Below are 13,506 nucleotides of genomic sequence, written 5' to 3'. Positions count from 1 at the left end.
TTTCACTTCACAGTCAAAGTAGATCGATTATAATTTTGTCCTGAGACAGTACGTTCGCCGAGTTGATTCAGAAACTGCGATTCACAACCATATAGCATGACCTGTGCTTGGGCGTCGCGCATCCACTTCTCCACAGGATATTCTTGTACAAATCCATGACCGCCGAGTAACTGTACAGCATGATTAGTGACAAAACTCACTGCGCGATGCGAACGCAGAATTGCCTCAAGAGCGTACTGAAAAGCATTCTCCTGCCCCAGATCGGTTGCTGCAGCTGCCCGCCAAACCAAGTGATGAGCTGCTCTTTGTTCCATTTCCATATCTGCAACCAAAAAAGAAACACCCTGAAACTGAGCAATCGGCTGACCAAAGGCTTGGCGTTGTGCCGTATATTCCACTGTATAATCTAATGCCGCCTTAGCCAAACCAACTTCTGCCGCAGCTTGCCGAATATAAATGCGGCTTAGTGCCTGTTCCACTAAAAGCTGAGCCTCTTCACCACGAGCAAGAACAGCATGCTCTGGCACCCAGACTGCATCAAAGGAAATACGCCCACAGCCTGCAGCTAAAAGTCCCAGACGAATGTCTCCAGCTAGGACTGTCCAAGGAGTTTCAGACTGATGCAACAAAAGCACCAGCCATTCTCCGTCTTCATCACGAAAACAGGCTATTATGCCTGCCACTTGATGAGCCAGTCGAATGGGTTGAGAGTGCCCATTCAATTCATAACCATGTGCTACTCTCTCTAATCGTAAAGACTGTCCCCATTCGGATGGCCATGAGACAGCATCCAAAAACCCAAACTCGCATCCACTCGCAGAACATTGCGAATTTTTTATTTGCGGGTTTTCTGACAAAAGCCGAAAGAAAGACGATGCGTCTGCTGTTCCGGGGAAACCTTGAAGAATGCCTAAATCTCCATAAGCCAATTCTTCTAAGACCTGTACTTGTGTGGTTAGAGGGAATTCTAACCCGTCCATCCACTCCGGCAACTCCAGTAAGAAGAATCCCAGATCTGATGCCTGATGGAGAAGCGGCTGTGGAACCTGACGCAGTTCTTCTGCTAATCGAGCCTGTGGCCGAATCTGTTCTCGCGCAAAATCACGAGCAGTCTGCAATAAACGATTCTCTTCTGCAGTCGGACGGAATGATATCACCGTTGACTCCCCTCGCTTAGCTTGTCAAATGTATGTCTCAACCGGAGACTTGACCCTCATCTTGTTTTGACCACATCGTTTTAAGACGCTTTCTGTCTATTTTGCCGATCACGTTTTTGGGCATAAACGGTATAAATTTCACCCAACGTGGAGTCTTGTATTTGGCCAAATGTTTCTGGCAATACTGCAGCAATGTTTCTTCATGAATTTCTATTCCGGGCCTTTTCACAATAAAAGCCATTACTTCCTCACCCATAGCCTCTGATGGGACTCCAATCACCGCTGCCTCAAGCACAGCTGGATGACGCATGAGCAAATCTTCTAAATCGCGTGGATAAATATTAAATCCACCGCGAATAATCACATCTTTTTTCCGGTCAACCACAAACACATAGCCATCACTGTCCATGTATCCAACGTCTCCTGTATAAAGCCAACCGTCACGCAAAGTCTCATGTGTGATTTCCGGAAGTCCATGATAACCACGAGTCACATTAGGACCTTTGACGATAAGTTCTCCGACGTCACCGTTGGGAAGAATTTGTCCTTGTTCATTTACAACACGCACTTCTACTCCAGGTAAGGGCAATCCAACAGAACCCGGTTTAACAGGAAGGTTAAAGCGAGGCGCCGTGACAATGGGCGCCGCTTCCGAAAGGCCATAACCTTCAAAAATTACACAATCAAAAGCTTGCTCAAATTGCTCTCTCTCAGATACTGGCAAAGGTGCAGATCCAGAAATACAAAGAGCCAGCGAGGTTACATCAAAACGAGATCGTTCAGGGTGGTGCAGTAAAGCATGGAACATGGCTGGAACAGCAGAAAAATGAGTGACCCGGTAGGTTTGAATTGCTTGGAGGACAAGTAACGGATCAAAATGCGGCAACATGATATTACGCTCGCCACGGAGAATGGAAACATTCATCATTGTATAACCAAACGCATGGGAAAGCGGCAATATCAGTAAACCTACATGCTCAGCACCGCCAAAGTCGTAGTCTTTTGCCAATTCAGCAGCCGCCTGAGCATTGGCTACTAAATTGTTATGTGTCAATTCCACGCCTTTCGGTTGCCCTGTAGTTCCAGAAGTGTACAAAATGACCCCAATATCTTCATCCTTACATTCATCTAGAAAAGTAAAAGCCGCCGTGTCCCGTTTTCCTGGTTGATGACGCTCTACCGCCAGCACCTTGGGTGGTGGATTGAGCTGCTGGGCTACATTTTCCAATTTCTTCTGCATTATTTCGCAAGTAATCATCACTTTAGGTTGGCAGTCACGTGCAATGAAAAGGATTTCATCCCCTTGCAAAAGAGGCATTACAGGAACTGTAATTGCACCAAGCATTGCAATGGCCGAATATACAAAGAAAACTTCGGGGCGGTTAGGCATGCTGACGAGCACAGTATCTCCTCGGTCGACTCCCTGATGGTGCAGTTCTTGTGCCCAACCTTGCGCCAATCGCAGATGATCGAGATTGCTAAAAGACTGGCCTTCATAAATCAAGCTCGTATACTCACCATAAGTCTCAACATTTTGTTCCAACAGCCGGGATAAATGCATCTGCGCTTCGCCTCCCCGTACTTGTGGAAATGAACCTGAATCAGGAAGCGTAAGCGCTGAGAACCGACTCAAGACGCATAGCTAAACCGAGATCACCCTCTACTCGCAATTTTCCGCTCATAAAGGCTGCTGTCCCATTCAAACGACCTTCCACCATCTCTTTAAAATCGTCTGCAGCCAATTCAAGTGTACAATTGGCCAGTTCCTTTTCTCCTTGAGTTACCTCCGCACTAGTTGGCGTGAGATGTATCTGGTAAACCGCGCCATCTTCACCTGTGAGATTGAACTGATAGATTGCCGTTAACCCGCCAGTTCGACTGGGATCGTTTTTCAAAACCTCATGAATCTTCTCAAAAATCTCCTGGGTACTCGGCATTTTGCATACATCCTTTCTATCCCTGATAAATGTCACGCTGTATATAGCGCTTTTCATATTTATTCAACCGCCAAAACACCATAACCACCATCCCTGATTTCCACTAAAATACCCCCAGAAAACTGGGGGTATGTCAAACTTTCCAAGTCATTGTAAAGCCAGTTGCTGTGGATTGTCTTTGCTATTCCTGTTGCCATCCCGATATAATTGAAGTCATGACTTCGATTGTACGGCGGTGCTAATAATGAACCTTTATGCCTGGTTAGCCATTTCAGTATTTCTTCTCACTTTAATCTTTGTTATTTGGCAACCAAAGGGACTTTCAATTGGTTGGAGTGCAACTGGCGGAGCGATATTAGCTTTGCTTCTGCACGTCGTTCATCTGAGCGATGTATGGACTGTCACAAAAATTGTTTGGGATGCTACTCTGGCCTTCGTAGGTATTATTCTCTTTTCAGTCATTCTTGACGAAATCGGATTTTTTGAATGGGCTGCCTTGAAAATGGCTCATGCTGCAAGAGGAAATGGACGCAAGGTATTTTTCTTCATTATCTTACTTGGGGCTATTGTTTCAGCTTTTTTTGCCAATGATGGCGCAGCTTTAATTTTAACTCCTATTGTGTTAGAAAAAATGAAACTGCTAAAGTTTGATACAAAAAAAATGCTTCCTTTTCTTTTGGCCAGCGGCTTTATCGCTGACTCCACATCTTTGCCTTTTATCACCAGCAATTTGGTCAATATCGTTTCAGCAGACTATTTTGGAATTGGCTTCCTACACTATGCATGGCGTATGATCGTGCCTGATCTATTCTCCTTTGCAGCCAGTCTAACTGTACTCTATCTATTTTTTCGCAAAGATATCCCAGCTTCCTATCGCCCCGAAGACTTGCCCGACGCAGCCGTAGCTATACGCCACAAAGGAATGTTTAAAGCTTCCTGGGTTATTCTTAGTATCTTATTCATTGGTTATGTTTTGTCCGATTTATTGCATATTCCTGTCTCATTTGTGGCTTTATCAATTGCGCTGATCTTCTTAATAGCAGGGGCAAAGACGCATTCAATTGAACCGCGTAAAACCATTCGTTCTGCTCCATGGTCTATTGTTGTTTTTTCCATTGGCATGTATGTCGTTGTTTATGGATTACAAAACGCAGGTCTAACTTACTTTTTAGGTCACTTGCTCCGCTGGTCGACAAATGGCGGTCTATACAGCGGCACATTGTTTACTGGTTTTGCCGCCGCTATCCTCTCCAGTATCATGAATAATTTACCTACAGTAATGATTGACGCACTGGCTATCCATGCTGCCAATGTCAAAGGTATCCTGCAAAGCGCCATGGTCTATGCCAATATCATCGGTTGCGATCTCGGCCCAAAAATGACTCCCATCGGTTCTTTGGCCACCTTATTATGGCTCCATATATTGGCACAGAAAGGTGTCAAGATCAGTTGGCAAACCTACATCAAAACAGGTATGGTTCTCACGATCCCTACACTTTTCATTACGTTGTCCGGCTTATATCTTTGGTTAAGCTTGATTCATTAATTAAAAAAAGAAACGACTATCTGCATGCTGTGATGAACGCCGATTCTCTTCCAAACCATTCTCCATATGAATATGAGATATCGCAAAAAATTTGAAAGGCGTGCTGTCCTTGGATGATTTATCGCCTTCTTTACATGATCGAACAATGCAGGGTATCCAGTCAGTGATCGATCGAGTCTTTCAACATGTGCAGGGCATGGAAAAAATCATCATCAATCGCTCTATCCAGATGATCTATCCTCGCCGTCAACTACTCACCGCCTACGCTAACGCTTAGAGGCGGGAGCTTGTAACTGATCTAGTGGTAAATGGCTTTCGCCTCCCACGTCACGGCAACCGAAGTCGCACACAATCGCTACCATAGGCTGGCTGACACACAGCCCGATTACAAGTGTCATGCACTTGTAATCTCGATCTCATGGCGAACTTCTCTACCACGGTCACGAATGTTTCTTGCACCGACCAAATCATCATTCAGTTTGTAATGGCATTTGCGGCACTCGAACCAATGCTTTTTCTTGTCTCGATTTTCCTTTTCGGTATGACCACACTTTGGACACTTTTGGCTGGTATACTTTGGAGACACCGACAGTACAGGAATCCCTTCTGCTACGGCTTTATACCGAATGATGGATTCCAGTTGTCCGAATGCCCAAGAAAACCTCCAATACCGATCTCGTAACCGAACCGTGGTTCGCATGTTGATGTTGGTCAGGTCTTCCAAAACGATGCAAGGTCTACTGCCTGATGCTTTGGCAAACTTAATGACTTCGTTTGCGACTTGATGGTTGATGTCCGTCATAAAACGGTTTTCTCGCCCTGCAAGTTTCTTGAGTTTCCGCTTTGCAGAACGAGTGCCTTTGCGCTGTAAGTATTTGCGTTGACGAACGAGCTTGGCTTTCTTTTCCTTGATCGAGCGTCCCTTGAAGAACATCGTTTTGTTATCCTGATTGGTTGCAACAGCCAAGAAGTTCATGCCACGGTCTACGCCGATCATGGCATCGCACTCTGTCAGATTCGGTTCATCTATGGCACGTTTGACCGTTACATGCAGAGAGTAACCTTTGTGGGTCGGAACCAATTCCGCAGAGCCAAACAGCCAATCTGGACTCAGCAGATAGGGCAGATAGTTTTCACCCACAAGGAACGGAACCTTGATACGTTTGTCAAGTGTACCAATGGAGACGCTATGCTTGTCTGTTTCTACCGTATAGTCTCGATTGTATGAATACACCAATTTGCTGTGAGAGAACGAGGACAATTTCATCCTCTTATTACTCTTTGCACTGGCGTAGGTACTTGCAACAGCCGAACACACATTACAAGCCATTTGCGACTTGAGTCCGAAGTCTTCTCGTAACTGTCTATACACCAGTTGTTGTAGTTTCTTAAAAGCGGACAACCCACCATTCTGAAAGGCAACTTTGCTGGTGAAATTGAGGGCATTTCGATTGGCTGTCAAAGTCGTATCTAATGCTTGCTTCTGTTCTGGGGATACCAGAAGTTTCAATCGTATTGTACGAACCAATTCCATGCTTACTCACCACCTTTCAGTGAGTATATTCTACCATTAGTTTTACTGAACAAACAAAGAAAACGGCATTCCTCCACCACTTACGCTATTGCTTAGAAGTAGGGGAATCCTGCCTTACTGTGTTGAATTTCCATGGAGTCAATTGGAAATGTGGCCATCCCCATACTTACAGAAATCATCGGAAACTTTTCTTCCTCTCCCCATGGTCGCCTCATTATTTCAAGAATATTTTCTGCCAATTCAAATATTTCCATCTCATTTTTTACCAAAATAGCCACTAAAAATTCGTCACCCCCCAGCCGGGCAATCGTATGCGTAGGGGAGGCAACCCGTTGGAGCCTGTTACTTAAACTAGCCTAGTGAACCTATTCATTCGCGTTGCCACAAGCTGCTTGAATAGAAATACCTTCTTCCAGCAGACGTCGATGTATGGTCTGCGCAAAATGAAGCGCGTGATTTCCATCACCGTGTAGACAGACCGTTTCTCCTATAATTGGAATGTTTTCTCCGTTTAAGGTACAAACCGTACCTGTTCGTATCATCTGCAAAACTTGTTGAACCGCCTGCTCACCATTTTCAAGCAAGGCTCCTTTGACATTACGAGGAGTCAATGACCCATCAGCCTGATAAGTCCGATCAGCAAAAACCTCACTGGCGGTATGCAAACCTATTTCTCTGCCAGCGCGAACCAACTCACTCCCCGATAAGCCGTAAAGAACTGCATCAGGACTTACATCTTTTACAGCTTGAGCGATTGCTTGCGCTAAATCAGCTTGAACAGCAGCCATATTGTAAAGAGCACCATGCGGTTTGACGTGGTGCAAACGAATTCCTGCGACCGTACAAAACGCTTGAAGCGCACCTATTTGATAAACAACCATCTCATACGCTTCATCCTTACTAATATCCATTCTTCTGCGACCAAAGCCAAGTTTGTCTGGTAGCCCCGGATGTGCTCCCACAGCAACACCAGCATCACGAGCTTCGTAGACCATTTGGCGCATGATGGCTGGATCCCCAGCATGAAATCCACAGGCTAAATTGACTGAACTGACATACTGCAACATCTCACGACCTGCACCAATTCGATAGGGGCCAAAACCCTCAGCGAAATCACAATTCAAATCAATTGTAAGCAATGGTTATAACCTCATTTTCAGGAATGAAATCAATGGCCTTGAGGAAAGAAATTTCAGAAAAGCTAAACTGATAACAGTATCCAAATGATACCACAAATAAGTCCGTAAATTTTGTGACTTATGCAAGAAAATCTGCATAAGATGAGATACCTAGCATTGACAACTGAGCACATGCGCGATAATATTTTAACAATTCAATAAATAAAAGGCTGAGATGAAGAGAGTACGTGTTGCTGTCGCTGCAGAGAGCCGGTGGTGGGTGAAAACCGGTGTGAAAGGGACACGGAAGTTCACTTCGGAGCTGTTGGGTGAACACCTGCTTAGCAGGTTTGAGTAGCCTAAACCGGAAATCAACCAAATTTCCGTTATAACAATGAAGTGAAGGGCTTTGCGCCTGGAATTAGGGTGGTACCGCGAGTAACCCTCGTCCCTATAGGACGAGGGTTTTTTGTCGTTCAAAAAATGACAAAAGGACCTCCTGGACACGCAAAGCCTGGAATTAGGGTGGTACCACGAGCGAATCTCGTCCCTATAGGGACTGAGGTTCGTTTTTCTTTAAAAGACATTTTCAACATTCATTAACCTGCTTGAGAAATGAAAAAGAAAGAGGTTGGCGACTGAGGATTGTCACCTACCCAATAAGCGAGGAGGTCTTTTTATGAGCACACGAGAAGTTCGTTCTAATTGCCCTTATCCATTAGCCAGTCGTCAAAATCAAGCAGCTAACAGCGTAATTACCGTTCACGATATTCAAATCGGTACCCATTCACCAACTATCATCGCTGGCCCATGCTCAGTAGAAAGTTTAGATCAGATAGTTGAACTCGCAAAGGAAATTCAAGCTGCTGGCGCTCAAATGTTGCGCGGAGGGGCATTTAAACCTCGCAGTTCCCCTTACTCTTTTCAAGGCCTTGGCGATAGAGGATTATACTATCTTGCTGAAGCCAGAAAAGTTTCAGGACTCCCTGTAGTATCTGAAATCATGGAAGCAAGCCAATTAGATACTGCCTGCGATACAATCGACGTCATTCAAATTGGTGCTAGAAATATGCAAAATTACTCTCTGCTCAAAGCCGTCGGAAGAACGGATAAACCTGTACTTTTAAAGCGAGGTTTTTCTTGCAAAATTGAAGAATGGCTGATGTCTGCTGAATACATCCTCAGTGAGGGGAACCAACAGGTAATACTCTGTGAACGAGGCATTCGTACATTCGAAACAGCCACACGCAATACTCTCGATTTAAGCGCTGTACCGGTAGTGAAAGAAAGAAGCCACTTGCCTATTTTGGTCGATCCCAGTCACGGAACAGGTGTTGCACGCTATGTACCTTCCATGAGTATGGCTGCTCTAGCTGCCGGTTGCGACGGATTGCTGATTGAAGTCCACAGTCATCCCGAAAAAGCTGCATCTGATGGCCAGCAGACCATTACCCCAGCAGAATTAAAATTGTTAATAGATAAAATTCATCTATTTTACAAAATAGAAAAAAACACTAATAAGGAGGTCGCTTTGCATGGATGATCAAGAATTGCAGACCTTGAGAGGTAAAATTGATGAAATTGATGACCAATTAATCGCCTGTCTTGCAGAAAGAATGCAATTAGTCCTAGAGGTAGCTGCTCGAAAATTGGAAATCGACTGTCCCATTGTTCAGCAGAATCGAGCCTTCGAAGTGGAAAATCACTATATTCATATGGGAAAAGCTTTAGGTTTAGACAGCCAGTTCATGACCGATATTTTCCATAAAATCCACAATGAATCTTGCCGTATGCAAGCTCGTCTCTGGCAAATTTGAACTGTCAAAGCGGAGCCCAGTCCAATCTCAAAGGTAAAACATTTTTTGGGGAGGACTGGGCAACCATATTTTTTAGTAAATCTTTAGATAGCTGACCCCATAACCTTTTCCCATTTACCATTTTCTGCCGAGCGTTCAACTGCTGCCATTACCCGTTGGTTATATAGACCATCAGTAAAATTGGGCGATGGTAAATTACGATAATCGATTCCTTGCTCACGCCGTTCAATTGCCATTAAAAAAGTAGCAAACAAATTAATAAACGTATGTTCATAACCTATAATATGGCCGGGCGGCCAATACGCTTGCAGATAAGGATGAACAGATTCGGTACACTGAATTTGCCGAAAACCCTGGCAATCTGCTGGATCGTCCACAAAATACGCATAAAGTCGATTCATATCTTCCAAATCCCAACGCAGAGAACCTTTTTCGCCATTGATTTCAAAACGGTTGCCATTTCGATTGCCTGTCGCAAAGCGCGTTGCTTCAAATACACCCAAAGCCCCATCCAAAAATTTTGCTAAAAATGCTGCGGCATCATCTACATCCACTTTACCTGTAACGTCTTGTTCATTTCCAACCATGAATGGCCTCTCCTGAATAAAGGTTTTCATCACAGCTGTTACGTCATCGATTTCACCCACCAAAAACCGAGCTAAATCAATGATGTGTGAACCAATATCCCCCAGCGCACCCGAACCTGCTAACTGCTTCTGCAAACGCCATTCCATGGGATGATCTGGACTTATCATCCAATCCTGCAGATATTGTGCACGTATATGGTAAATCTTCCCCAAACGGCCTTCCTGCAACCATTGCTTAGCCAATTGGACAGCTGGCGCAAAACGATAATTATGACAAATCATATTTATTCCTAAAGCCTTTTTTGCTTCCATCTCCATCTCTACAGCTTCTTCTAACGAAAGAGCCAGTGGCTTCTCGCATAATACATGTTTGCCAGCACGCAATGCGGCTATCGCAATCTCCCTGTGCAAATGATTGGGCGTGACAATATCTACAATATCAATATCGTCACGCTCTACTATCTCTCTCCAATCACTGGCCACTTCTGCAAAACCGTATTGTGCCGCCGCTTGACGAACACGTTCTTCCTGACGACCCACCAGTACCTGGAGGGTAACGGGACGTAGATTCGGAAAATAAAACGAGACATCCCGAAACGCATGGCTATGCGCTTTACCCATAAACTGATAGCCAATCATGGCTACGCGCAAAGCATTACCTTCACTCATGGATACCCTCCTAACATTCTACCGGCTTTCCCAATTCAGCAGAGCGATAAAGTGCATCCAACAGTTTCTGTAATGCAACACCCTGTTCTGGCGTGGAGATGGGTTTTGCTCCACCTAGGCAGGCATCAACAAAGCGCTCAATTTCTAATTCATGACCACCTTTTTTAGGTAAAAAGGCAGGTGTCGTATCCAGCAATGTGTCATGTCTTTCTTCATAGATTTTCAATGGAAAGACATCAGCCCCAGCTTTATCTCCCATCAAGGAAACTTGCATGGTTTCACGCTTCTCTACATTAGCAGCAAAGGCAGTTTCTAAAATAAGGGTCGATCCGTTTTGAAAGCGAATCATACCACGCGCCATATCCTCGACAGAAAATTGCTTCCAGTCCCAATCTCCCATCATGCCAACACCTTGTCGATTACCAATCTTTTGATAGGTGGCCGCGAAAACTGTATCAGGCAATGGATAGCCCATTAAGTAAAGAGCGGTATCGAGCATATGTACGCCGATATCAATGAGTGGGCCACCGCCCTGTAACTCTTTATTCGTAAAAACTCCCCATCCTGGTATCCCGCGACGCCGCACAGCTATAGCACGACTAGCGTAAATCTCTCCGAGATCGCCAGCATCAATAAATTTCTTCAAGGTTTCAACTTCGGGGAAATGTCTGTAATGCAATCCGTAAGTCAATATTTTACCTGCCCGTTGAGCTGCATCTGCCATTAATTCCGCTTCCTGCCAACAAAGAGCAGGAGGCTTTTCACATAATACATGGCAACCTGCCTCAAGCGCAGCAAGAGTTGCAGAGACATGGAATTTGTTGGGAGTGCAAACGCTTACCGCATCCAAAGATACTTTATCCAGCATCTCTTCCACACTCGCAAAAACATACGGGATATGATGAGTAGCTGCCACTTCTTTAGCTCTATCCAATTGAATATCTGCCAGTGCTACAATTTCAACACGTGATCCACATTTTAAATAATTGGGTATATGTACGCCTTGGGCAATGCCACCTGCACCAACAATTCCTACGCGTAAAGGCTCAGTCAATTTGCAAACCTCCTATTTCCGATATATCTACAATTCGGCGTTTTTGATGGGATAACTGCGCTGCATCATTGATGAGCGTTAAGTGTTCAATATCTTGCCAGGATGTATTTTGCGGTTCATGATGTAAAACAGTCGCTACCCATTGAGAAAAAGGATGCGGCAATGGTTTTGGCAATAACGGAGTTTGCCAAGCTTGATGAGGCAAATGTCTAGAGGCAATACGAACGGATTGTTGATCCACCATTAGACTCCCATCTGAACCATGTAACTCTAAAAGGAAAGAACGCTGTCCGGAAACAAAGCCTGTCTCCAATACAGCCACACATCCTGATTCGTATTTCACGCATACAGTCGCCTGATCTTCTACATCTGAGCTATAAAATGATGAAAAAAGGGCTGATACGGATACTGGTGTGCCTGCCAATCGATTGGCTAAATAAATGGGATGTGCACCCAAATCAATAAGCGCTCCACCTCCCGTCAGTGAGCGATCCAAAAATTCAGCCGGCAACCACCCTTGAGGGTGTTCCGCACTTGACAATATACCGTCATGATGCAATCGACAGCGAATCGAATGAAGTCTACCGAGCAGCCCTTGTTCAAGTGCGCTTACCGCATAGAGAAAGTATGCGTCGGACAATCTTGGTAAACAAAGCGTCAGCACTACGTTTTTATTTTCTAGAATCTCTCGAATCTTTCTACATTCATCTAAATTCATGGCAAGCACTTTTTCCGAAAATACATGTTTGCCCTGTTTTAGCGCTTCAGAGATAAGGGCAAAATGTTGATTGGTAGGTGAAGCAATAATGACTCCGTCCACCTGCTCCCAGATGTCATTTAAATTTTGCACATACATGGCGTCAAACCGCTCGGCAAAAGCGCGACCACGTATTTCATCTGTATCCCAAATGAAATGCAACTCTACTTCTGAATGATTTACAGCATACTGCGCATATTCTGCAGCATGCACATGCCATCCACTTAACAGCGCTACTCGCATCATTATCCTCGCCTTCGAAGTCTTGAAGAAATATACATTGGCCAACCGTTCATTCTCATAACAACGCAAAATCAAACCCACCAGAGTTGATGCTGGCGTTCCCGAATCCGTAAGCGTTTAAGAAATTCCACTGCTTTTTGAAATCCCTCTTCCACCGACATCAAGCTATCTTCATGTTCAATACTGACAGTCCCTGTATAACCCACTTTTTGCAGTGTACTGAAAATGGATTTCCAGGTTTCTTCACTTTGACCGTAACCAATCGTTCGGAAAATCCAAGATCGCGCCAATTCTTGCTCATAGGGCTTCGTATCAAGCACACCATTGCGGCGGACGTTATCTTCATCAAAAGCTGTATCTTTGGCGTGCATATGAAAGAGTGCTCCTGCTTCAGCGAGAATTTTCAAACTTGTGGATGGATCAATACCTTGCCAGAAAAAGTGGCTTGGATCGAAATTCACACCAATCCACTCTCCACAACGTTCGCGCAATCGCAATGCAGTTTCCGTATTATAGACAAGAAATCCGGGATGGGGTTCAATTGCAACGCGTACTCCATACTTCTTGGAAAAAGTGTTCACTTCTTTCCAATAAGGTATAGCGATTTCTTCCCATTGCCATTTCAGCACCTCATTAAACTCTGGAGGCCAGGGACAGGTGACCCAGGATGGATGTTGTGAATATTGCGATTCTCCCGGACATCCTGAAAAAGTATTAATGGTTTCTACTCCTATGAGGGCAGCCAATTGAATCGTCTCTTGAATTAATTGGCGAGCTTCTTTTGCCGATTCTGGATGAGGATGGAGAGGATTGGCATGACAAGAAAAAGCGCTAATTTCCAATCCATGTTGGCGTATGATATCTAACCATTCTTGTCTTCTTTGTTGATTCTCTAGCAACTCCTGAAGCGGGCAATGTACATTCCCAGGAAATCCACCTGTGCCGATTTCAAGCGTTTCCAAGCCACTGGATGCCACTTTATCTAACATCTCTTCAAAACTTAGATTCGCAAAAAGAACAGTAAAAATACCAATCTTCACAACTCTATTCCTCCTAACAGCACGCTATGGCGAGTTGGTTAACCAGC

The 13,506-nt window shown here is 44.6% G+C and carries 13 protein-coding genes, 1 pseudogene and 1 other annotated feature; of the genes and pseudogenes, 4 read left to right on the top strand and 10 right to left on the bottom strand.

From position 1 onward, the window contains the following. Positions 1 to 2: 2 nt before the first annotated feature. Genes ACOJUR_RS04245 through ACOJUR_RS04235 form a run of 3 tightly spaced genes read right to left on the bottom strand, consistent with a single transcriptional unit; the run spans position 3 to position 3,094 of the window. The gene (locus ACOJUR_RS04245; protein WP_420949324.1) at positions 3 to 1,157 is read right to left on the bottom strand and encodes an acyl-CoA dehydrogenase family protein; all 1,155 of its coding nucleotides are present in this window, start codon (positions 1,155 to 1,157) and stop codon (positions 3 to 5) included. Between the two features lie 37 nt (positions 1,158 to 1,194). Further along, positions 1,195 to 2,718, bottom strand: a complete 1,524-nt coding sequence (locus tag ACOJUR_RS04240) for a class I adenylate-forming enzyme family protein (protein ID WP_420949323.1) — start codon at positions 2,716 to 2,718, stop codon at positions 1,195 to 1,197. Between the two features lie 40 nt (positions 2,719 to 2,758). Next, complete coding sequence (locus ACOJUR_RS04235) at positions 2,759 to 3,094, bottom strand: SCP2 sterol-binding domain-containing protein (RefSeq protein ID WP_072873879.1); 336 nt, start codon at positions 3,092 to 3,094, stop codon at positions 2,759 to 2,761. A gap of 244 nt (positions 3,095 to 3,338) precedes the next feature. On the opposite strand from ACOJUR_RS04235, the gene ACOJUR_RS04230 reads away from it, so the two are divergent. Then, entirely contained in the window at positions 3,339 to 4,640 is a 1,302-nt protein-coding gene (locus ACOJUR_RS04230; RefSeq protein WP_072873878.1) for an arsenic transporter, read from the top strand. Positions 4,641 to 4,740: 100 nt separating this feature from the next. Continuing rightward, complete coding sequence (locus ACOJUR_RS04225) at positions 4,741 to 4,917, top strand: hypothetical protein (RefSeq protein ID WP_420949322.1); 177 nt, start codon at positions 4,741 to 4,743, stop codon at positions 4,915 to 4,917. Positions 4,918 to 5,034: 117 nt separating this feature from the next. On the opposite strand, the gene ACOJUR_RS04220 is transcribed toward ACOJUR_RS04225, so the two are convergent. The 3 genes and pseudogenes from ACOJUR_RS04220 to ACOJUR_RS04210 form a co-directional block, all read right to left on the bottom strand. Further along, a complete protein-coding gene (locus ACOJUR_RS04220; RefSeq protein ID WP_420949321.1) occupies positions 5,035 to 6,174 on the bottom strand; it encodes an RNA-guided endonuclease InsQ/TnpB family protein in 1,140 nt (379 codons plus the stop codon). A 92-nt stretch (positions 6,175 to 6,266) separates the two neighbouring features. After that, positions 6,267 to 6,512: pseudogene (locus ACOJUR_RS04215) on the bottom strand (diguanylate cyclase domain-containing protein); the annotation flags it as partial. 27 nt (positions 6,513 to 6,539) lie between these two features. Further along, positions 6,540 to 7,313, bottom strand: coding sequence for a LamB/YcsF family protein (locus ACOJUR_RS04210; RefSeq protein WP_420949320.1), 774 nt, complete (start codon positions 7,311 to 7,313; stop codon positions 6,540 to 6,542). Positions 7,314 to 7,515: 202 nt separating this feature from the next. Then, positions 7,516 to 7,748: a binding site (T-box leader), on the top strand. Positions 7,749 to 7,971: 223 nt separating this feature from the next. On the opposite strand from ACOJUR_RS04210, the gene aroF reads away from it, so the two are divergent. Together aroF and ACOJUR_RS04200 are read left to right on the top strand one after the other, a co-directional pair. After that, complete coding sequence (gene aroF / locus ACOJUR_RS04205; protein ID WP_420949319.1) at positions 7,972 to 8,835, top strand: 3-deoxy-7-phosphoheptulonate synthase; 864 nt, start codon at positions 7,972 to 7,974, stop codon at positions 8,833 to 8,835. Continuing rightward, entirely contained in the window at positions 8,828 to 9,109 is a 282-nt protein-coding gene (locus tag ACOJUR_RS04200; protein ID WP_420949318.1) for a chorismate mutase, read from the top strand. Before aroF ends, ACOJUR_RS04200 begins: the two co-directional genes overlap by 8 nt. An 83-nt stretch (positions 9,110 to 9,192) precedes the next feature. Here ACOJUR_RS04200 and ACOJUR_RS04195 read toward each other — a convergent pair whose 3' ends face one another. The 4 genes from ACOJUR_RS04195 to ACOJUR_RS04180 form a co-directional block, all read right to left on the bottom strand. After that, complete coding sequence (locus ACOJUR_RS04195; RefSeq protein WP_420949317.1) at positions 9,193 to 10,365, bottom strand: Gfo/Idh/MocA family protein; 1,173 nt, start codon at positions 10,363 to 10,365, stop codon at positions 9,193 to 9,195. A gap of 10 nt (positions 10,366 to 10,375) precedes the next feature. Continuing rightward, positions 10,376 to 11,419 carry a Gfo/Idh/MocA family protein gene (locus ACOJUR_RS04190; protein ID WP_072873871.1) on the bottom strand — a complete coding sequence of 348 codons (1,044 nt, stop codon included), beginning with the start codon at positions 11,417 to 11,419 and terminating at the stop codon, positions 10,376 to 10,378. Next, positions 11,412 to 12,422, bottom strand: coding sequence for a Gfo/Idh/MocA family protein (locus ACOJUR_RS04185; protein WP_420949316.1), 1,011 nt, complete (start codon positions 12,420 to 12,422; stop codon positions 11,412 to 11,414). Before ACOJUR_RS04185 ends, ACOJUR_RS04190 begins: the two co-directional genes overlap by 8 nt. Before the next feature lie 68 nt (positions 12,423 to 12,490). Then, positions 12,491 to 13,459, bottom strand: a complete 969-nt coding sequence (locus ACOJUR_RS04180; protein ID WP_420949315.1) for a sugar phosphate isomerase/epimerase family protein — start codon at positions 13,457 to 13,459, stop codon at positions 12,491 to 12,493. Positions 13,460 to 13,506 lie beyond the last annotated feature (47 nt).

The sequence above is a fragment of the Alicyclobacillus tolerans genome (assembly GCF_048984885.1).
Taxonomy (GTDB): Bacteria; Bacillota; Bacilli; order Alicyclobacillales; family Alicyclobacillaceae; genus Alicyclobacillus_I; species Alicyclobacillus_I tolerans.
This window is presented reverse-complemented; position numbering and strand designations above follow the sequence as displayed.

Excerpts from the sequence above, each read along its gene's own strand:
- ACOJUR_RS04240 (WP_420949323.1), bottom strand. The coding sequence starts at position 2,718 with ATGCATTTATCCCGGCTGTTGGAACAAAATGTTGAGACTTATGGTGAG.
- ACOJUR_RS04235 (WP_072873879.1), bottom strand. The coding sequence starts at position 3,094 with ATGCCGAGTACCCAGGAGATTTTTGAGAAGATTCATGAGGTTTTGAAA.
- ACOJUR_RS04230 (WP_072873878.1), top strand. The coding sequence starts at position 3,339 with ATGAACCTTTATGCCTGGTTAGCCATTTCAGTATTTCTTCTCACTTTA.
- ACOJUR_RS04220 (WP_420949321.1), bottom strand. The coding sequence starts at position 6,174 with ATGGAATTGGTTCGTACAATACGATTGAAACTTCTGGTATCCCCAGAA.
- aroF (WP_420949319.1), top strand. The coding sequence starts at position 7,972 with ATGAGCACACGAGAAGTTCGTTCTAATTGCCCTTATCCATTAGCCAGT.
- ACOJUR_RS04200 (WP_420949318.1), top strand. The coding sequence starts at position 8,828 with ATGGATGATCAAGAATTGCAGACCTTGAGAGGTAAAATTGATGAAATT.
- ACOJUR_RS04195 (WP_420949317.1), bottom strand. The coding sequence starts at position 10,365 with ATGAGTGAAGGTAATGCTTTGCGCGTAGCCATGATTGGCTATCAGTTT.
- ACOJUR_RS04185 (WP_420949316.1), bottom strand. The coding sequence starts at position 12,422 with ATGATGCGAGTAGCGCTGTTAAGTGGATGGCATGTGCATGCTGCAGAA.